Here is a 19857-nt window from a genome sequence, read left to right as displayed (position 1 = left end):
GAGTATGTATCTGCTGATTGGCCGGAGAAATCCGATAGCGGGTTCATTATAAATGGCACCAATTCGGAAACGGATAGGTGCCATTGTCTTTGGGGAAGAGGGGAACTATGTCGTCTGAAGCGGTAGTTGATCCTGGAGTTCAAAGTAAGATGGACTTGGTTGAAAGCCAAAACACGTCGTGTAATCCTCCACCTCCAACTTCTCAGGCTGCGGAGCAGTCTGCATACGATCCGGCTGTTGCCGATTGGCTGACCCTGACATTGTTGCCTGGCTGCGGTCCGGGAACTATCAGGAAACTGGTCGATCATTTTGGTTCCCCCGGGGCAGCGCTTGCTGCTACCAGACGGCAATGGAGTGATCTGTCAGGGCTTGGCTCAAAACAGCTTGCGGCCTGGAATTGCATTGATGAGTGCAGTAAAACAGCCCGTTTGCTGGCAAACCGGACAATATCCATGGGAGGGCAATTGCTGAGCATTGACGATGCGGCATTCCCAGAATTACTTCGCGAGATACCCGACCCGCCTGCTGTGCTTTACTGTCTTGGGGATATCGGTTTACTGACATCTTCCAGCGTAGCCATGGTTGGATCACGATCAGCGACCAGTTATGGTCGCAGGGTGGCACGGTCATTGGCCGAGGGGCTGTCGCGCGAAGGCCTGACCGTGGTCTCCGGTATGGCGCTTGGCATCGATTCGGAGTCACACATCGGTGCCCTGCAGGGCCGGGGCGGCACTATTGGAGTTCTCGGGTGTGGTATTGATGTCGTTTATCCGAGGCAGAATAGTTCTCTGTATCATGAGGTCAAAACAAAGGGACTGCTTATCAGTGAGTATCCTCCCGGGACGAGACCTGAGGGATTTAGATTTCCGGCAAGAAACAGAATTATTGCGGGCCTGAGCAAAGGGGTTGTGGTGGTTGAGGCTGCCAGAAAGTCAGGTTCTCTGATTACTGCCCAGCTTGGCCTGGATTTTGGCCGTGAGATTTTTGCTGTGCCCGGCCAGGTTGATTCGTATAAAAGTGAAGGCGCACACTGGCTGCTGCAACAGGGCGCGCAGTTGGTAATGTCAGCTGCCGATATCGTGGCAGGCACTTCTGCCTATTATAACACTTGCGGCGTAGGAACTTTTGACAATCAACCTGATAATAATATAGAACAATTGGCTCCGGGGCTTGAACCGGATGCCATTGAACTGTTGAAGCAATTGGAGCCGTACCCTGTTTCCAGGGAAGAGGTTTCAGAGAAGCTTCATCTGAGCCCTGCCCGGTTGAGCGAACTCTTTCTTTATCTGGAACTGGAAGGGGTGGTTGAAATGGGCCCCGGTGATATGGTACGAAGAACGGTCTAATTACGAAAAAATTAAGTATTATGCTGTTTTTCCATCAGGTAAAACAGCTTTGAATGTATTTACATATCAGGAGATATCATGCGGGAAATACAGATTGCACCATCAATACTTTCAGCCGACTTCAGTCAACTGGGCAATGAGATCAGGGCGGTGGATCAGGCCGGTGCAGAGGTTATTCATATTGACGTCATGGACGGACACTTCGTACCAAACATCACCATCGGGCCTTTGGTTGTCGAGGCGGCGAAGAGAGTGACAGACCGGGTTCTGGATGTCCATCTGATGATCAGTAATCCCGGTGACTATATAGACGCTTTCGCAGATGCTGGCGCAGACTGGATTACAGTGCATGTTGAGGCGTGCACCCACCTGCATCGCGTGATCGGCCAGATCAAGCAGCGCGGTTTGAAAGCCGGTGCGGTATTAAACCCGGCAACGTCTCTTTCAACACTTGATTATGTGCTTGAAGATCTTGATCTGGTCATGCTGATGTCGGTAAACCCTGGATTTGGCGGGCAGTCATTCATCCCATCCTCGCTTGAGAAAATCTGGCAGCTCAGGCAACGTATCGATAGTATGGGGCTTGAGGTGGGAATCGAAGTGGATGGTGGCGTGAGCAAAAAGACCATTCAGGATGTAGCCCAGGCTGGTGCCAATATTTTTGTGGCTGGCTCTGCTGTTTATAACAGTGACGATTATACCGCTACTATCGGCGAATTACGGAAGCTTGCCGAAAATGGTGCTGCTGCGAGAATTGAGTAGCGCGGTCGACTGTCAGTAATACAGGCGACTTCAGGCTTAGGTGGACCTTGAGTTTCAATGCAGAGGTCCACTGGTAATGAATCTTTTATATTAGCCTTGCGGAGAAGACTATGGATCCCAAATATAAGAATCTGACCACAGCGGAAGCTGCAGAAAGTTTGAGTCGTCTGGCAGGTCAGCCTTATGATCTAACGGCAAGCGGGGCCTTGACTGAAACCGGCAGGATTGAGAGATATATTTGCGAGACTGGTCCGTTCAGAATGCTATATGCCACGCAACGGGTGGATGATGATGTCCTGAACGCTTTGCAGGCTCTTGCCGATCAATGCGCTCTTACCGCTCAGTTTAAAGAGATGAGAAGTGGCGCGGTGATGAATCGCATTCAAGGTTTCGAGAGTGAGGAGAGGCAGGTTCTGCATACCGCGACCAGAGATGTCTTCGGTGATACGGCCGCCGCTCCGGCCGAGTCGGCCAGGGCCCGAGATGAACTCGCCAAGCTCAAAGAATTTTTAACAGATCTTGAGAACGGTAAGATAACAAACGCAGAGGGAGAGAGTTTCACTACTCTGGTCAACGTTGGCATTGGTGGTTCGGATCTGGGCCCGCGCTCTATTTATGAGGCACTCAAACCTTTCGGTATCAGTGGGCGATCCGTCCATTTCATTGCCAACGTCGATCCCGATGATGCTGCTGATGTGCTCAGTCGGGTGGATTTGAGCAGAACCCTGATAAATATCGTCTCAAAAAGCGGTACCACACTTGAGACCCTGACCAACGAGAGACTGGTAATTGAACAGTTGCGCGCGGCCGGCATCGATCCTGCGAAGCATTGCCTGGCAGTGACCGGAGAAGGCAGCCCCATGGATGACCCTGACAAATATCTTCGATCATTTTACATGTTCGACTACATCGGCGGACGGTACAGTTCTACCTCTATGGTGGGCTCTGTTATGTTGGGTTTTTATCTGGGTTATGATCAATTGCTCGAATTTCTCAAGGGTGCAAATGAGGTGGATCAGGCTGCGGAAACTATCCCCGACATTAGGAGTAACCTTCCCTTACTATTGGCCTTGATCGGGGTGTGGAATCATAATTATCTGGACCGTTCTACTGTGGCGGTATTGCCGTACAGCCAGGCGCTCCATCGTTTCCCTGCCCATCTCCAGCAATGTGATATGGAGAGCAACGGCAAATCGATTCATCGGGACGGCAGCCAGGTAAAAATCAAAACCGGACCGATTGTCTGGGGGGAGCCTGGCACCAACGGGCAGCATGCATTTTATCAATTGCTTCACCAGGGAACTGAGATAGTTCCTGTTGAGTTCATTGGTTTTATAAAAAATCAGCGAAATCTTGATCTCATTGTTGAAGATACCACCTCGCAACAGAAACTTTTTGCGAATCTCCTGGCGCAATCGATCGCCATGGCGGTTGGCAGATTGCATGAAAATCCAAATAAAAAGTTTGAAGGCAATCGTCCGAGTTCATTGCTGCTGGCTGATAAGTTGACACCTCACACTATGGGAGCTCTGTTGGCTATTTATGAAGCAAAGATAGTCTATCAGGGCTTTTTATGGGATATCAATTCATTTGATCAGGAAGGAGTGCAACTCGGAAAGGTGCTGGCTACCAGAATCCTGAAACTCATAAAGGGTATGGGTGTCGAAGATAATGAGCTTGAAAATCGGTTTCTGAAAGTTGCTGGAAATGGCAGTAGCAGTAGAATTGCACGGTGAATATGCGTTCATTTTCCCAAAGACAATTACACCGTTTTTTGTTGACAAAATTTCCGGTGGGCGATATTCTCAGCCGCTGAATCACTATACACTGTGATAGTGTTTTGTATTGTCTTGACAGGAGAAACATGTCAGGGCCGGTTCGAAAGTTGAACATGAAGTAGTCGGGTGGGCACATATTGCTCTGCAAGTTGCTTGCCTGCCTGTTCAGGATAAGAACTATAAGATTCGCTATATCTTTTGGTAGAGGTTGTAGTTTAAACAGTAATTCAAAGGAGGAAATCATGGCAAAACATGAGACGCCCTTGTTGGACGAACTTGAGAAAGGCCCGTGGCCGAGTTTCGTCACCGACTTAAAGCAGCAGGCTGAGACCAAGCCTGAGTGCTGGGACATTCTTGGTATCCTGGAGCTGTCCTTCAAGGACAGAATCACCCACTGGAAGCACGGCGGTATCGTTGGTGTTTTCGGATACGGTGGTGGTATCGTTGGACGTTACGCTGACGTTCCCGAGCAGTTCCCAGGTGTTGAGCACTTTCACACCGTACGTGTAGCTCAGCCTGCATCTAAATACTATTCTTCTTCAAATCTCCGTCAGCTCTGTGATCTGTGGGAGAAGCATGGTTCTGGTGTTACCAACATGCACGGTTCCACCGGTGACATCATTCTTCTTGGTACCCGTACCGAGAACCTTGAGCCTTTCTTCTGGGATCTGACCCACGACATGGGACAGGATCTTGGTGGTTCCGGTTCAAACCTTCGTACCCCTGCGAACTGTATCGGTCAGTCCCGCTGTGAGTGGTCCTGCTACGACACTGAAGAGTGTTGTCATCAGCTGACCATGATGTATCAGGATGAGATTCATCGTCCAGCGTTCCCATACAAGTTCAAGTTCAAGTTCTCCGGTTGTCCGAACGACTGTGTTGCTTCTATCGCACGTTCCGACATCTCCGTTATCGGTACCTGGAAAGACGATATCCGTATCGACCAGGCAGCGGTAAAAGAGTACGTAGCTGGTAATTACCCTGCAAACGGTGGCGCCCATGCTGGTCGTGACTGGGGTAAGTTTGACATCGAGAAAGAGGTTCTTGGTCTCTGTCCTACCGAGTGTATGTGGATGGAAGGCGATGAGCTCAAGATCGATAACGCAGAGTGTACCCGTTGTATGCATTGCATCAACGTAATGCCACGCGCGCTTCGTCCGGGTGCAGAGCAGGGTGCTTCCATTCTGGTTGGTGCGAAAGCTCCGATCCTCGATGGTGCTCAGTTCTCTACTCTGGTTCTCCCGTTCATCCCAATGTCTGCTGACAATGAGTTCCAGGAACTCGTTGACTTCATTGAGAACGTTTGGGACTGGTGGATGGAAGTTGGTAAGAACCGTGAGCGTGTAGGTGAGACCATGCAGCGTATTGGCCTGCCGACCTTCATCAAGGTTATGGGACTCGATCCGATTCCGCAGCACGTTAAAGAGCCTCGTTCTAACCCATACGTCTTCTGGAAAGAGGAAGAGGTTGAGGGCGGCTTTGAGCGTGACATTGATGAGTTCCGTGCTAAGCACGCAGCCTAATACCTGTTTTAATTTGAGCTAACAATTCATATTAAAGAAATATAAGGAGATTTATCATGGGCTACAATCCAGATAAACCGATGGACGGACGTATTTCCGATCTTGGTCCACCACATTACGAGCAATTTTTTCCTGAAGTAATCAAAGCTAACAAAGGTAAGTGGCTTTGGCACGAAATCCTCCAGCCTGGCGTTCTGATGCATAAGTCAGAGACCGGTGACGAGGTATACACCGTTCGTGTTGGTACCGCACGTCTGATCACCATCAATCTCATTCGTGAGATCTGCGATGTTGCTGATGCACATTGTGATGGTTTCATGCGTTGGACCACCCGTAACAACGTAGAGTTCATGGTTGATGCCAAGGATAAAGTTCAGCCTCTGCTGGATGACCTTGCTGGCCGTGGTAACAGATTCCCGGTAGGTGGTACCGGTGCTGGTGTAACCAACATCGTTCACACCCAGGGTTGGGTACATTGTCACACCCCTGCAACCGACGCTTCTGGTGTTGTTAAGGCGGTAATGGATGAGCTGTTTGATTACTTCACTTCCATGACCCTGCCTGCACAGGTACGTATTGCTCTCGCATGTTGTCTCAACATGTGTGGTGCTGTACATGCTTCCGATATCGCTATTCTTGGTGTACATCGTAAGCCACCTATGATCGATAACAAGCGTATCACCGGTGTTTGTGAGCTTCCGCTCGCAATCGCTTCTTGTCCGCTTGGTGCTGTTAAGCCTGCTAAAGCAGAGGTTGATGGTAAAGAGATCAAGACCGTAAAAGTTACCGTTGAGCGTTGTATGTTCTGTGGTAACTGCTACACCATGTGTCCTGCTATGCCTCTTGCTGATCCAGAGGGTGACGGTATTGCTATCCTCGTTGGTGGTAAGGTTTCTAACTCCAGAACTGCTCCTAAGTTCTCCAAGTTGGTTATTCCTTTCCTGCCAAACACCACTCCACGTTGGCCTGAGACTGTTGATGCTATCAAGAAAATTCTTGAGGCTTACGCTGCAGACGCTCGCAAATATGAGCGTGTTGGTGAGTGGGCAGAGCGTATCGGTTGGGAGAAATTCTTCGAAAAGTGTGAGATCCCATTTACCGATAAGTCTATTGATGACTATCGTCTTGCTTATGACACCTGGCGTACAACCACTCAGTTTAAGTACACCAGCCATATCAAGTAATTGAAGCCTTGACAGACGTTTGTCTTTTCATCGCAATATCGCGGTGAAAAGACGGCGCCGTTGGACTTCTACCTATCTCTAGGAGGGGTCGTTATGCCTAAAAGCATAGACGAAATCAAAGCAGCAATGATTGAGAAGGCTGAAAAGTCTCCGAAGCCACAGCTGTACATCAAGGATTTCTACAAATGTGATCCTGATACCAAGCCTCGTCAGATCAAAAACATCGCGAATGAGCTTGTACGTGAAGGAAAACTGATGTTCTGGTCTTCCGGTTCTACAACCATGTACGGTGTACCAAGTCGTATCAAGAACGAGGAAGGTGAAGAAGGTATTAATTAATTTATTATTACCTGTCACTGAGTAGATCGTTGTTAAAGTGCAGAGTCTCAGGACTCTGCACTTTTTTTTTGCCTGGATTTCTGACTATGAAAATTGTTCGCCTGCAATCAACCGATTCAACAAATCGTGTAGCCATGGAGATGGCTGCGGACGGTGCAGCTCATGGAACTGCGATTATCTCAGCCACTCAGACCAAGGGACGTGGCCGGTTAGGTAAAGTATGGCAGTCTCCAGCCGGAAAAGGGCTGTATACCTCAGTGATACTTCGACCTGTCCTCAAGGCTGAGGACTTTCCATATCTGACTTTTGTGGCAGGTCTTGCGGTGGCAGATGCTATCAAGCAACTGTACAATTTGCAGCCTGGCCTGAAATGGCCTAACGACATCTACTTTTTCATGAAGAAGTGCGGTGGTATTTTAAGTGAGTCTTCGGCTTTAACCGTAGATCCGTCCTGCCGTTTTGCTGTTGTTGGGATAGGCTTGAATGTGAACACTACAATAAATGATTTTCCTGCTGAGGTAGTCACAAGGGCAACGTCTCTGTTTATAGAATCTGGCCGGGAAATGTCCGTAGATGAGGTATTCACCAAGATCCATGCCCAGCTGCTGCTCGAGGTTCAATCATTCGAACGTCACGGTTTTACACCTGTAATTAAGAGGTGGCGAGAGTTAGACTGTATGTTTGGGAAGAGACTGGCTTGGGTTGCGGTCAATGGTAAGGTGGTAGAAGGTATCTCGCTGGGACCTGACAATCTTGGCAGACTCCACATTCGTGACGATTCAGGAAAGGTTCACGAAGTACTCTCAGGTGATGTGCAGCTGGGAACAAGCTGAGGCAACCAAGTACAGGCTACTTGAAATAAAAAAAGCCCTCACGGAGAGTATCCGTGAGGGCTTTTGCGTCTGACCTGTACAGTTATTGTTCTAATATCTGTAATAATCAGGCTTGTAAGGGCCTTCGACTGAAACACCAATGTATTTGGCCTGTTCAGGTGTAAGGTCGGTAAGCTTGGCACCGATTTTTTTCAGGTGCAGTTTGGCCACCATCTCATCGAGTTGTTTGGGAAGGAAGTAGACACGCTTCTCATATTTCTCTGAGTTATTCCAAAGCTCAATCTGCGCCAGTACCTGATTGGTGAAGGAGTTGCTCATAACAAAGCTCGGGTGGCCGGTGGCGCAACCAAGATTAACCAGACGACCTTCTGCCAGTACGATTATTTTCTTGCCATCAGGAAAGACCACGTGGTCCACCTGTGGTTTGATGTTCTCCCAGGGGAGATCGCGGATGCCAGCGATGTCGATCTCTGAATCAAAATGGCCGATGTTGCAAACAATAGCCTCATTAGGCATCTGTTCCATGTGGGCGCGGGTGACTACGTTGACGTTGCCTGTGCAGGTTACAAAGATGTTACCGTAACTGGCAGCCTCTTCCATGGTAACGACTTTAAAGCCTTCCATGGCCGCCTGAAGAGCACAGATAGGATCAATTTCAGTAACATAGACAGAAGCACCCATGCCGCGAAGTGCCTGTGCACAACCTTTTCCAACATCACCATAACCGACCACCACGGCATTTTTGCCTGCGATCATTACGTCAGTGGCGCGTTTGATACCGTCGATCAGTGACTCGCGGCAGCCATAGAGGTTGTCGAATTTTGATTTGGTTACAGAGTCGTTTACATTGATGGCTGGGCACTTAAGTGTGCCTTCAGCGGCCATCTCGTTGAGACGAAGAACACCGGTAGTGGTCTCTTCACTGATACCTTTAATCTTTTTAATCTCTTCCGGGTATTTCTCGTGCATTATCTGGGTGAGGTCACCGCCATCATCGAGAATCATATTCGGGGTCCAGCCGTCGGGACCGAAGATTGTCTGATCGATGCACCACCAGAATTCCTCCTCACTTTCACCCTTCCAGGCAAAGGTCGGAAGGCCGGCGGCAGCCATTGCTGCTGCGGCATGATCCTGGGTGGAAAATATGTTGCAGCTTGACCAACGAAGCTCTGCGCCAAGCTCGACGAGAGTCTCCATCAATACCGCAGTCTGGATGGTCATATGCAGGCAGCCTGCGATACGTGCACCCTTCAGCGGCTGCTGATCGCGATAATCTTCACGGAGCGCCATCAGTCCCGGCATTTCGGTTTCGGCGATCTCAATTTCTTTACGTCCCCATTCAGCCAGGGAAATATCAGCGACTTTATAGTCTTGGGTTTGAGTAGACATAGTGTGTACCAGCTATAATTCAGGTTAATCTTTTAGTGGACGCGATTACAGTTTAGCAGCGATCCGCAGTTGTTCTGCTTTGTCGGTTTTTTCCCAGGTGAAATCAGAATCCTCTCTACCGAAATGGCCGTAGGCAGCAGTCTTTTTGTAGATCGGTCTGAGGAGATTAAGGTGATGAATGATAGCTTTAGGACGAAGATCGAAGGTGTCAACAATAAGTGCTTTGATCTCCTGGTCAGAGAGTTTACCGGTACCAAAGCTGTTTACATTGATGGAAACGGGATGGGAGATACCGATGGCATAGGCCACCTGCACTTCAAACTCATCAGCAATCCCTGCTGCAACGATGTTCTTTGCAACATAGCGTCCCATATAAGATGAGGATCGGTCTACCTTGGAGGGATCTTTACCTGAGAATGCGCCTCCGCCATGTGATCCCCGTCCGCCGTAGGTATCGACAATAATCTTACGGCCGGTAACGCCGCAGTCGCCGACAGGGCCACCGATAACAAAGCGTCCGGTTGGGTTGATGTAAAATTTAGTGTTGGCATCAATCATGTTTGCAGGCAGTACAGGCCGGATGATCTCTTCGAGCACGGATTCTTTGAGATCCTTATGGGATACACTCTCATCATGCTGCGTGGAGAGGACAACAGCCTCTATGCGTTTGGGCTTGCCCTGATCGTACTCAACTGTAACCTGGCTTTTTGCGTCTGGGCGAAGCCATGGGAGGACACGATTCTTACGTACTTCCGATTGCATTTTGGTGAGCCTGTGTGCATAGTAGATGGGCATTGGCATCAGCACTTCTGTTTCATTGCAGGCGTAGCCGAACATGAGGCCCTGATCACCGGCGCCCTGATCAAGGTCAAGACCGCTGCCTTCGTCAACACCCTGGGCAATATCAGAAGACTGCTTATCAATCGAGGTCATCACAGCGCAGGATTGCCAATCAAAACCCATATCGCTGGAGTTGTAACCAATGCTCTTAATGGTCTGGCGAACTACATCGGGCATATCGACCCACGCAGATGTGGTGATCTCTCCTGCAATGAGGGCCATGCCGGTGGTAACAAGTGTTTCGCATGCAACACGGGCATTTGCATCCTGGGCGAGGATGGAGTCAAGAATTGCGTCTGAAATCTGATCGGCGACTTTATCCGGATGTCCCTCGGAAACAGATTCAGAAGTAAAAAGATAGTTAGACATGGATTATCTCCGCTGTAATTGTGCTGGATGAAACCAGTATATAGATTGTAAACCGTAAATATTACATCGAGTTTATATTTGGTAACCAAGAATGTTACAGGACTATCCGAGATTTGTAATACGAAGTCGCTGCTGAATCAAGGAAGATGCAAAAAAACATCGTACTTTATACCAGATTTGCAGTAAAAGGGTAGTGAAATTGTGCGGGCAGTTGGTGTGTTAGGTGCAGAGGCAGTTTTCATATTAAAAAATAATAAGCATGAATCAACTATTTGAGATATTGCCATGCGCATTTTGGCCGAAATTTTCGGGACGCTTAAAATGGCTTGAAAGCATGCCAAGAATATTGAACTATGACCAGGTTCTCATCTTATCTGTAACAATCAGGTAAGTGATATAAAGATACAAGCGAAAGAGAAGAGACCTTTCAAAAGCAGCAGTTCACGCGGCTGATTTGAAAAATACATTGAATTTTAATTACTTAAGACTGCGTTTGCCGGCCAACTGCCTGTTATATGCAAATGCTGGTGAAGGAATCAAAAAATGTCTATAGCTGAAGCACAAAATGTGCTGAAAATTGAGGAGCAGGGGCTTGCCGCTGTAAGGGAACGGATCGGTTCCGAGTTTATTGAGGCGGTGGAGAAGATTCTCGCCTGCAAGACCAGGCTTGTTATCACCGGAATTGGAAAGTCTGGCCTCATCGGTCAGAAGATTTCAGCTACGCTGAACAGTACAGGCACGCCATCGTTTTTTCTGCACCCGGTAGAGGCATTGCATGGCGATCTCGGCATGGTTATGAAATCCGATGTGGTTATCGCGATCTCGTACTCGGGTGAAACTGCGGAGCTTAATGGTCTGCTCAATTCATTGAAACAGAGAGGCAATACTATTATTGCCATGACGGGTGGTGCCACTTCGACCCTGGCCAGTTATGCCGATATCGTTTTGAATATCCGAGTCCCGAAAGAGGCGTGCCCATTGGGATTGGCGCCAACAGCCAGCACCACCGCAACCCTGGCCCTGGGTGATGCCCTGTCTGTTGTGCTGTTGAACAGAAGAAACTTTCAGGCTGAGGATTTTCGTTTCAACCATCCAGGCGGTAGTCTCGGTCAACGACTTAAAGTCAAAGTTGAAGAGGTGATGCTTAAGGGGGACGAGATGCCGGTCATTTCTGAGACTGAGCTAGCGTCTGCCGCAATTGCTATTTTAAATGCCAAGAATATTGGTGCAGTATTGGTGGTGGGTGCTGACAACCTGGTGGGAGGAATAGTAACAGACGGTGATGTTCGCAGGCTGCTTGCAGAAGCAGCAGATCTTACCGGCAAGACTGCTGGTGATATTATGACAAGAAATCCTTTATCGATAACCGGTGAGGCAATGGCAGCTGATGCTCTGTCTATCATGCAGCAGCATGAGATTACTGTGTTGCCAGTGCAGGGGGAAGAGGAAAAACTGGTGGGTATCCTTCACCTCCACGACTTGCTTGGTAAAGGTGAATTTCGCTTCCTCGTCTGATTGAAATAAACGCAAAGTCAGCATTTGCAGAGGGGCGTCCGGTTTACGTCAGAACCGGATGCCCCTTTTTATTGCGAACTATCGGCGTTTGCAAACTCCCATTTGTCCTGGTTAAGGTCATATGAGTAGTACATTACGAGCTTGAGTGGACGTCCTCGCCCGCTTTCCGTGCATTCAAGCTTAAAAAGATAATGGCTGGGGTCGAGCTCTTTGACAAACTCAGCCGATGGTGAGGAAATGGTGTCTTTACTGGCTGCAACGTAATTTCTGGTTACAAAGGAATAATAATTTTCCACCAGGTATGTCGTGCAGTAATCAAGGAGGGCCATTCTTTTCAACTCTTGAGATGTGTCCCTGGCATCGGTGAGAATCTCAGAAAACTCAGCCTCATCAGCGTAAGCGCTACCGGTGATACTTGCCATGACTACAGCAAGTTTGTCCAGAGCCTCATTGAATTTACCTTCTCCTCTCAGTATTTCCACCGCTTGACGGTCTCGTATTATGGTGGATTGCAGGATGATCCGCTCAAGCTTTTCAACTGAATGTTGATAATCTCCCTGATTGAGCAGCTGGTAGCTGCTTTTTAGAATTGCAATGGCCTGTTGGTAGTGGCTGATGGCATCGTCCCATCTGCCATCGGCAAAGAGACTATTTCCGGCGTCAATGTTTGAGTAAAGTTCAGCTCGGGTGATGTTCTTTCTGATATCGGTGAGTTCTGGCGGTTCAGTCTCTGAGAGGAGTTTGCCGGTTTCGGCCGCTTTGGCGAAAAGCGACATCGCACCTGGCCAGTCAGATTGTGAAAAGAGGGTATCTGCCTGCTCCTTCAGCGAAGAAAATTGATATTTGGCGAGTATGACTTCAACCCTTGAACGCAAGGGAGCAGCGCTTGCGGCAGGCAGCGAGTTGAGTTCATCACTTAAAGAGTTAAGTGCGGCCAGATCAACAGAATCATTCCCTTGAAGAAAAGCATTTTCTATCGCCTCCAGCTTGGCAATAAAAGCTGCATGAGCGGCTTGTCGGGAAAGCCGGGTCAGTTCTTCATCAGGTAGAATCTTCAGGTCATTGTCAAGTTCGATGGCTCTTCTAAGGTTGGTCTCGGCAGCAAGCCAATCGGATTCACTGAACGCGGTTTCGCCGGAGGCCAGTACCTGGATGAGTTCCTGACGTTGCGAGACTGTAGCTTTGAGGACGTATTCTCCTTCGAACAGTACCTTACCCTTGAGCCCCTGTTGTAAGGGCTGCGAGTTAAGCGCCGAATGTATCTGTTGCTGTAAAGCGGCAACCTCAGCCTGATGAAATAGTATTATGGAATCGCTTGCTTTTCTGGAGTCCAGGCAGGCATTCTGTGCTGCACGGAACTGTTGATTCTTTACGGCGGTAGTGCATTGCTGCAAAAAAGATCGACTTTGTTCGAGCTTGCTTGAGCCGTTTATGGCAAGAAAGCCTAACCCGGAACCGGCTATTACGACCAGCCCGGCTAGGGAGTAGACGAGAGGTCTGCTAAACTTCGGCACGGCCAGTTTACCCTTTCGGCCTTTCTTATGCTCTAGCACTGAAGCCTGTTTGGTAACTGGGGGGGCGTTTTTTTTGCGAGTGGGGGTACTCTCTACCTTTTGAGCCACAGGCGCATCGACAGCAAAATCTGTCTGCAGGTCGCTGAAATCGTCTGGCTCGGTAGTTTCATTTTCTAAAAGATGCTCAATCTTACTGATCTTCTCCAGGATATTGGGAAAGTCTGCAACGTGTTTTTCGACCGCCTGGAAACATTCAAGGGCTTTTAACGGTTCATCCTGTTGCTGTAATTGCAAAGCCTGCTGATGAAGAGCAGAACCCTTCTCCATTGCTGTAGAGGCAATTTTTCGAAGTTGTCTGATCTCTTTGGAGTCTGCGGTGTCGGGTAGCGCTGACAGTTCAGCGTCCAGTTCCTGAAAATGTCTCTTGGATGCCAAAAGGTTAAATCGTTGGAGATCAATGTCACTGAGAATATATGGCCGTGGCGCCACATCTTTTGGTACAGATTGCTCAACAGGAACGGATTGGGAAATGTTGCTTTGGTCTGGTGGATGGTATTCGAGGGTTTCCTCCTCGAAGGTGAAATCATCGGCGAAATCAGAATCCTGAACTACATCGAACTCCTGTTTTGTTTTTTCAAGTTCCAGGGGTGGCGGCTGCTTTAAATCCCCAGTATGCTCTTTTGCAAAAGGCAATTGGGATTGATTGGCAAGGAACCAGTCAGCGGCGGCGGGGTTAAAGGGATTCTGTGTGGAATATCTTTCCCCACCAATCATCATTTTGAGGTGGCGGATCAACTCAACCAGCGAAGGCGTGTTGCTCCAGAAATCCCCAAGACAGACAGCAGAGTTATCGAAGTCTGGGTGAAATATAGAGCTTTTCGGCTTGCAACTTGGTGGGAAGTGTGGGAAACCAAACGGTATTGACATGCTGACCACATGTTCAGATGTGATCTCTATGTTACCTTGTTCATCCTTCGTGGTACAAGGAATATGAAAGGTAATCTCATACTCGTTTGGTGGATCACCTGCAACAGGAGTTATGGTTATATCGGAGTCCTGTTGAAATTCGTTCTCGATGTCAGAGAACAGCTTACCAAGCGTCTGATTGTCTACAGTCATCACAAATAAATAATATAGTTAAGAAAAAAATCATAATTTCCGCTTACTATATCAATTTCACCCTGCGAACTCCATGATAAAAAGGTTATGATGTGATTTGTTGTGCAGGGAATTGAAAGGTTGATTTCAGGTGGTCGGTCAATCAACGGTGAATCATGTATAATATTCAGCAAAAAACACTTACACGGAATTCCTGAAGCTGTTGTGGTCATTGCTCTGATAGCTTCGTCGTAAAATTTATGAAATCCCTCAAAGCCTATTTTGAAATAGCAGAAGATATAAATTGCCCCCTGTATGCTCAGGGTGAATTCATGCAACTCAGTGACAAAACCTTCACTTGCCCAGTTGGCAAGGAGGTGTGTCTCATCCTGGTCAGGGATATGACCCAGCTCTTATTCACCTTGCTGAACGAGGCCGGAAAAGGACGTAAAGAAATATCTCCTAAACTACATAGCTGTAGCGGTTGCACTGGGCTGATTAAATTCAGGCAGGCCGAGGAACCGGTACAGGGGATACCAGAGGGAAAAGAAAATATCGATAGCCGTGTTGAGACAGTCATGCAGGAGATTCACGGTACAACCGTTGAGAGTCAATTCCTGCATTCCATCCCGCCTGAAAAACTCCATCAGGTGCTGAAATCCTTCAAGGAAGTTGTTGTTCCGGGTAATACCGTGCTGGTAGAGCAGGGCGACAAAAACTCCAATCTCTATCTCGTGGTAACTGGAGAGTTTGCGGTGGAAACGAGGGGGGAGCAGATAGCAACCCTTGTTGCCGGTGATATTTTCGGCGAGATGAGCTATTTGAGTCCCGGCACGGCAATTGCCACCGTGAGGTCACTGGATGATGCACAGGTCCTTACTGTACCCATAGAGGATTTTTGCGAAATGCTCGAATCTGAATCCTCCGTACAGAGTTATATGGCCCGCCTTTTGGCGAATAGACTACAACAGATCAACCAGGCTCGTGCTCGTGATTTCGAATCGTGCATGACCGGGAAACTCGACGAAGTCCTCCCTGCTGAATTATTCCAGGTGTTTCACATGCACCAGAAAACAGGTGTGCTGTCGATGAATCTTGATGGTGGGGAGGCGCGGGTTTCATTCCGGGAAGGTTGTATTATCAACGCCACGTATGGCGACAAAGAAAGCCAGGAAGCGATTTTTGCAATTCTGGCCGAAAGGAGTGGCTACTATCGCTTCATTACAGGATTGTCAGCCAAAGAGATGCGCGCCGCCGAAATTGGCGATTTCATGGCACTGCTCATGGAAGGTATTAAAAGAGTCGACGAAGAGGGCAAGGGCTGAGCAGTCCGGTCAGTTCAGCACCTTGCATCCCCAGAGTATGAAATCAGGTCTTTTTAGTCGGCAAAAACAGGCAGCTTCAGAATTTCCGTAAAGCTTTCCACGTGGTAGTCCGCGTCTAATTCATCGTTTTTAAAAGCGATCAGCCGCATCCCGCAATTCTTTGCAGTTTCTTCATCCACTGTAGAATCCCCAATGTAAATGGCCTCACCAATCATACAGTCAAAATGTTTAATGATTTCGAGCAATGGATCTGCAGCCGGTTTGGGTCTTGGCGAGTTGTCAGCGGTCATTACCTTACCGAAATAGTGCTCAAGCTTAAATTCCTTTAAGAGGGGCATCATGGTATCAGACCTGTTTGTGGCAATAGCCAGATTATAGTTGTCACGGGTCTTTTCCAGGAAATTGAGTAGATCCGGTTCCATATCCATGTGTTTCAGGAAAGGCAGATAACTGTTAGCCCTGCGGTATTCGTGCACCTGCTCGATGGACTGTTGCGGATAATTGCGGAAAATGTGTTTAACCGAGTCGTAGACACTATGGATATGCACATAGTGCAGTTCATCCTCGTTCATCTCAGAGAATCCGAAGTGGGTGAGGAGAGAGTTATAGTAGTGGCGGTTTGAGTTCTGTGAGTCGAACATCACGCCATCGCAGTCAAAAATAATAGTTTTCAGCATGGGTACAGCGTCGGGAACGGGAATCTAAGATTGAAAATACAGATCTTTCAGCCAGTCGATGGCAAAAAGCAATAACTCTTCATCATTATCTAAAACAGAAGAAGGTACTTCGCCAATATTTAGTGTACCGGCGTGAACCTGGGCCCTAAATACGTCAATATTGTACAGAGCCAGGGTGTAAAACCTGAGTTGCTCATCATTAGGCATAAACAACCCCTGCCTGATTTTATCGTGCTGGATCAGGGTGGCGATGGCGTCATTGAACCGATTATAGGAGACCAGATCCTGATCCTGCGAGTACTTCTCAGGAGTCTGTTCCACAGATTCAGCAAACCCTTTACAATGAGACTCTTTCATCAGCACAAAATGTTGATGAAGTTCACCGCTTCGAGTCCGAACGGCTGCTCTGCCGAGCGGGTATGCCCGGCAGGCCCCAGGGCGGTGCGAATAGATCGCACAGCCCTTTTCCTTGTCAACGAAGGCACAACTTGCCTGCCCATCATCTATCATGGTCAGGTAATATTTGGGGAACATGTCTTGCTCCCCGCGCTCCTCAATGATGTACTGGTCGTGTAACTGCTGGGAGGTTAAACCGGTACCCCGGCGCATTCGCAGTACGTCATATGGTGTCAGTGCAAGCTCAAGCATTTTGCAGCAGTCGGTGAAGCATGGCACACCAGGGTGGCAGGCAAAGTTGAAAGGCTCGTCTGACTTGAGGCGGTAAACCGCCTCAGGGAATTGTGGTCGTGACATGTTGACGTATCTCCTGTGATTACTGTTCGCGTTTCCAAAGTGTCAGCAGCGGACTCGCGATAAAAATCGAGGAATAGGTACCGACAAGTACACCTGTAAGCAGTGCGAACGAGAAGTCATGGATTACGGAACCGCCAAGTACGAACAGGGCCGCCAATACCATTGCCGAAGTAAGCGAAGTAACGATTGTTCTACTGATTACCTCATTAACGCTCATGTTGATAATGGGGATAAGCTTATCCTCACTGGCCTTCTTCAGGTTCTCACGTATGCGGTCGAAGACAACAACGGAGTCGTTGAGTGAATAACCAGCGATAGTGAGTAAGGCTGTTACGATAAGCAGCGTGATTTCCACATTCAACAGGTAACAAATTGCAAGCACCACCAGTACGTCATGGGCTGTAGCTGCCGCTGCGGCCAGGCCAAAACGGATGTCAAAGCGCATTGCCAGGTAGAAGATAACACCGACAAGGGAAATCAGGATAGCCTGGATAGCCTTATTACGTAGCGCAGCGGAGACGGAAGAGCCGATTTCAGACTGGCTTTCGAGGACAAAGCCTTTATCTGCAAGATTCTCATGCAAGATGACGTCAACACTTTCAGCGAGATTGGCGACGGTTGCTTCATCCTGCTTTATTTTGACGATCAGACGGTTCTCGTTTTCAACCTCCTGCAGGTTAAAACCTTCGAGGTTACTGCCGTCAAAAGCTGAACGAACTTCACTCATTGTGAAGTTCTGGCTTGCCTGATACTGGAGCAGGGAGCCACCGGAGAAGTCAACGCCAAGGTTGGCAGTACCACGAGCGATCTGCATGAATGCGAAAAGGCCAATACAAACCATTATGCCGGAGCCGACATAGGTGAATTTGCGTAGGCTCATGAAGTCGAGGTTCGGCTTCTTGGTGAACTGCATGAAGCGCAGTTTCTTCATTGGCTTGCCAGAATTGAAGGTGTCAAAGAGCAGGCGGGAGAAGAATAGAGCGGTGAAAAGGTTGAAAATAATACCCAGAGAGAGGGTAACGGCAAAACCTTTAATCGGGCCGGTGCCGAAGAGAAACAGTGCAGTTGCGGTAATAAGTGTGGTGACCTGGGAGTCGACAATGGTCCAGAATGCTTTGCCGAAACCGGAGTCGACACTTGAGCGCACCGATTTTCCTAGCGCATACTCTTCCCGCATTCGTTCAAAAATAAGGACATTCGCGTCAACGGCCATACCGATGGAGAGGACGATACCGGCGATACCAGGAAGGGTAAGTGTGGCATTCAAAATGGCCAGACCGGTGAAGAGAAGCAATATGTTCAGGGTCAGGGCGAAGTTGGCAATAATACCGGAGAGCCTGTAGTAGATGAACATAAAGGTCAAGACGAGTATCGCCCCGAAAACGCCGGAACTCAGGCCCCTTTGGATGGAGTCCTGGCCAAGTGTTGCGCCAACGGTCATGTTCTGGATAATGTCAACAGGAGCCGGCAGGGCGCCAACTCTGAGCACGATTGCCAGATCTGATGCCTCTTCGTGACTGAAGCTGCCGGAGATCTGTGCCGAGCCACCAAGAATTTTCTCACGAATAACAGGCGCTGAGCGCACAACGTTATCAAGGACAATGGCCATCCGCTTGTTGACGTTCTGCTCGGTGATGTGGCCGAAGAGTTTGCCGCCGCGACTGGTAAGATCAAGGCTGACGTACGGCTCATTGAAGGTGCCGCCTATGCGTACCTGGGCGTCTTTAACCATGTCGCCGGTCATTAACACCTGATTCTCAAGCAGAATAGGTACGGAGACTTCCTGCTTGGTGTTGGGGTCGATGGATTTTTCAAAGTGAATAGAAGTGTTCTCGGGCAAAATGGAACTGAGTGCACGATTCAGCTTGCCGATTTCTTCACCGTCTTGCCACTGTCCGGATTGAACAGCCTGATTCACCAGCTCACGGAGATTGAGTCCGCTTGAATCTGCAACCATCTGGAATTCGAGCTGAGCGGTGTCGCCAAGGAGTTTCATGGCGCGTTCCGGATCACGTATGCCTGGAAGCTGAATAACGATCTCATCGGCACCCTGACGGAGAATAACAGGCTCGGCCACACCAAACTGGTCAATCCTGTTTCTGATGATCTCAAGAGACTGATCAACAGCGTGGGTTTTGATGTAGGAGATTCGCTCATCTTTCAAACTGAGAAAAATGCGGGGAAAGGTTCCTTCCTTTGATTCGAGACGGGCGTCAATGTCAGGGAAGTCATCGGTGATGAGGGCCTGAACCTGTTTTACCGCTCCCGTATTGGGCAGGGTAAAGATAACCGTTGCAGGGTCATTGGACGGTGTGCGTACAGCACTGATTGATTCCTCTGCCAGGGTATCCTTGATATCGTTGGCTGAAAATTCGAGGGCGTTTTCCTGGGCTTTGTCAAGATTGACCTTTAAGATCAGGTGCATACCTCCTTGAAGGTCAAGGCCAAGCCTGAGCCCTTCAGGGGCAAGATATTGCTTCCACCAGTTTGGGGTGGAAGAATAGAATGAGGGGACAATCGTGACTACGGAGAGTACGACCAACATGGCCATGAGACCAAGTTTCAGCTTTAGTGATGTGTTCATTGATAGCCCTAAAGAAAGTATCTGTAAT

Annotated in this window: 15 protein-coding genes; 9 read left to right on the top strand and 6 right to left on the bottom strand. The window is 48.6% G+C overall.

Annotation, left to right across the window (positions count from 1 at the left end):
* Nucleotides 1-107: 107 nt before the first annotated feature.
* The 7 genes from dprA (at nt 108) to ACN5NT_RS03410 (ending at nt 7765) form a co-directional block, all read left to right on the top strand.
* Nucleotides 108-1346 carry a DNA-processing protein DprA gene (dprA, locus tag ACN5NT_RS03440; RefSeq protein WP_419174512.1) on the top strand — a complete coding sequence of 413 codons (1239 nt, stop codon included), beginning with the start codon at nt 108-110 and terminating at the stop codon, nt 1344-1346.
* A gap of 78 nt (nt 1347-1424) precedes the next feature.
* Nucleotides 1425-2108: a ribulose-phosphate 3-epimerase gene (gene rpe / locus ACN5NT_RS03435; protein WP_136795195.1), complete on the top strand. Its 684-nt coding sequence runs from the start codon at nt 1425-1427 to the stop codon at nt 2106-2108.
* Between the two features lie 110 nt (nt 2109-2218).
* Complete coding sequence (locus tag ACN5NT_RS03430; RefSeq protein WP_419174511.1) at nt 2219-3844, top strand: glucose-6-phosphate isomerase; 1626 nt, start codon at nt 2219-2221, stop codon at nt 3842-3844.
* A gap of 284 nt (nt 3845-4128) precedes the next feature.
* Nucleotides 4129-5409, top strand: a complete 1281-nt coding sequence (gene dsrA / locus ACN5NT_RS03425; protein ID WP_419174510.1) for a dissimilatory-type sulfite reductase subunit alpha — start codon at nt 4129-4131, stop codon at nt 5407-5409.
* Between the two features lie 56 nt (nt 5410-5465).
* On the top strand, nt 5466-6593 hold the full coding sequence (gene dsrB / locus ACN5NT_RS03420) for a dissimilatory-type sulfite reductase subunit beta (RefSeq protein ID WP_136795192.1): 1128 nt from the start codon (nt 5466-5468) through the stop codon (nt 6591-6593).
* Nucleotides 6594-6686: 93 nt separating this feature from the next.
* Entirely contained in the window at nt 6687-6932 is a 246-nt protein-coding gene (locus tag ACN5NT_RS03415) for a dissimilatory sulfite reductase D family protein (RefSeq protein ID WP_136795191.1), read from the top strand.
* Between the two features lie 86 nt (nt 6933-7018).
* Nucleotides 7019-7765 (top strand): biotin--[acetyl-CoA-carboxylase] ligase, encoded by a 747-nt coding sequence (locus ACN5NT_RS03410; protein ID WP_419174509.1) that lies wholly within the window; start codon nt 7019-7021, stop codon nt 7763-7765.
* 90 nt (nt 7766-7855) lie between these two features.
* Here ACN5NT_RS03410 and ahcY read toward each other — a convergent pair whose 3' ends face one another.
* Nucleotides 7856-9154 (bottom strand): adenosylhomocysteinase, encoded by a 1299-nt coding sequence (ahcY, locus tag ACN5NT_RS03405; protein ID WP_136795189.1) that lies wholly within the window; start codon nt 9152-9154, stop codon nt 7856-7858.
* A gap of 45 nt (nt 9155-9199) precedes the next feature.
* A complete protein-coding gene (gene metK, locus ACN5NT_RS03400; RefSeq protein ID WP_136795188.1) occupies nt 9200-10363 on the bottom strand; it encodes a methionine adenosyltransferase in 1164 nt (387 codons plus the stop codon).
* A gap of 543 nt (nt 10364-10906) precedes the next feature.
* Here metK and ACN5NT_RS03395 point away from each other — a divergent pair.
* The gene (locus ACN5NT_RS03395) at nt 10907-11878 is read left to right on the top strand and encodes a KpsF/GutQ family sugar-phosphate isomerase (protein ID WP_136795187.1); all 972 of its coding nucleotides are present in this window, start codon (nt 10907-10909) and stop codon (nt 11876-11878) included.
* Nucleotides 11879-11946: 68 nt separating this feature from the next.
* On the opposite strand, the gene ACN5NT_RS03390 is transcribed toward ACN5NT_RS03395, so the two are convergent.
* Nucleotides 11947-14319 (bottom strand): hypothetical protein, encoded by a 2373-nt coding sequence (locus tag ACN5NT_RS03390; protein ID WP_419174508.1) that lies wholly within the window; start codon nt 14317-14319, stop codon nt 11947-11949.
* Nucleotides 14320-14822: 503 nt separating this feature from the next.
* Between ACN5NT_RS03390 and ACN5NT_RS03385 the strand changes: the two genes are divergently transcribed.
* Complete coding sequence (locus ACN5NT_RS03385; protein WP_419174507.1) at nt 14823-15815, top strand: DUF4388 domain-containing protein; 993 nt, start codon at nt 14823-14825, stop codon at nt 15813-15815.
* Between the two features lie 53 nt (nt 15816-15868).
* Here ACN5NT_RS03385 and ACN5NT_RS03380 read toward each other — a convergent pair whose 3' ends face one another.
* From ACN5NT_RS03380 to secD, 3 genes are read right to left on the bottom strand one after another with little or no spacing between them, the layout of a single operon-like run.
* Nucleotides 15869-16492: an HAD family hydrolase gene (locus ACN5NT_RS03380; protein ID WP_419174506.1), complete on the bottom strand. Its 624-nt coding sequence runs from the start codon at nt 16490-16492 to the stop codon at nt 15869-15871.
* A 24-nt stretch (nt 16493-16516) separates the two neighbouring features.
* On the bottom strand, nt 16517-17245 hold the full coding sequence (locus tag ACN5NT_RS03375; RefSeq protein ID WP_419174505.1) for a YkgJ family cysteine cluster protein: 729 nt from the start codon (nt 17243-17245) through the stop codon (nt 16517-16519).
* Nucleotides 17246-17264: 19 nt separating this feature from the next.
* Nucleotides 17265-19829, bottom strand: coding sequence for a protein translocase subunit SecD (gene secD, locus ACN5NT_RS03370; protein ID WP_136795182.1), 2565 nt, complete (start codon nt 19827-19829; stop codon nt 17265-17267).
* Nucleotides 19830-19857: the final 28 nt, after the last annotated feature.

Origin of the sequence: Desulfosediminicola sp., assembly GCF_048381775.1 — a bacterium.
Taxonomy (GTDB): domain Bacteria; phylum Desulfobacterota; class Desulfobulbia; order Desulfobulbales; family Desulfocapsaceae; genus Desulfopila; species Desulfopila ganghwensis.
The sequence above is the reverse complement of the archived record's forward strand: the minus strand, read 5'-3'. Positions and strand labels throughout refer to the sequence as shown.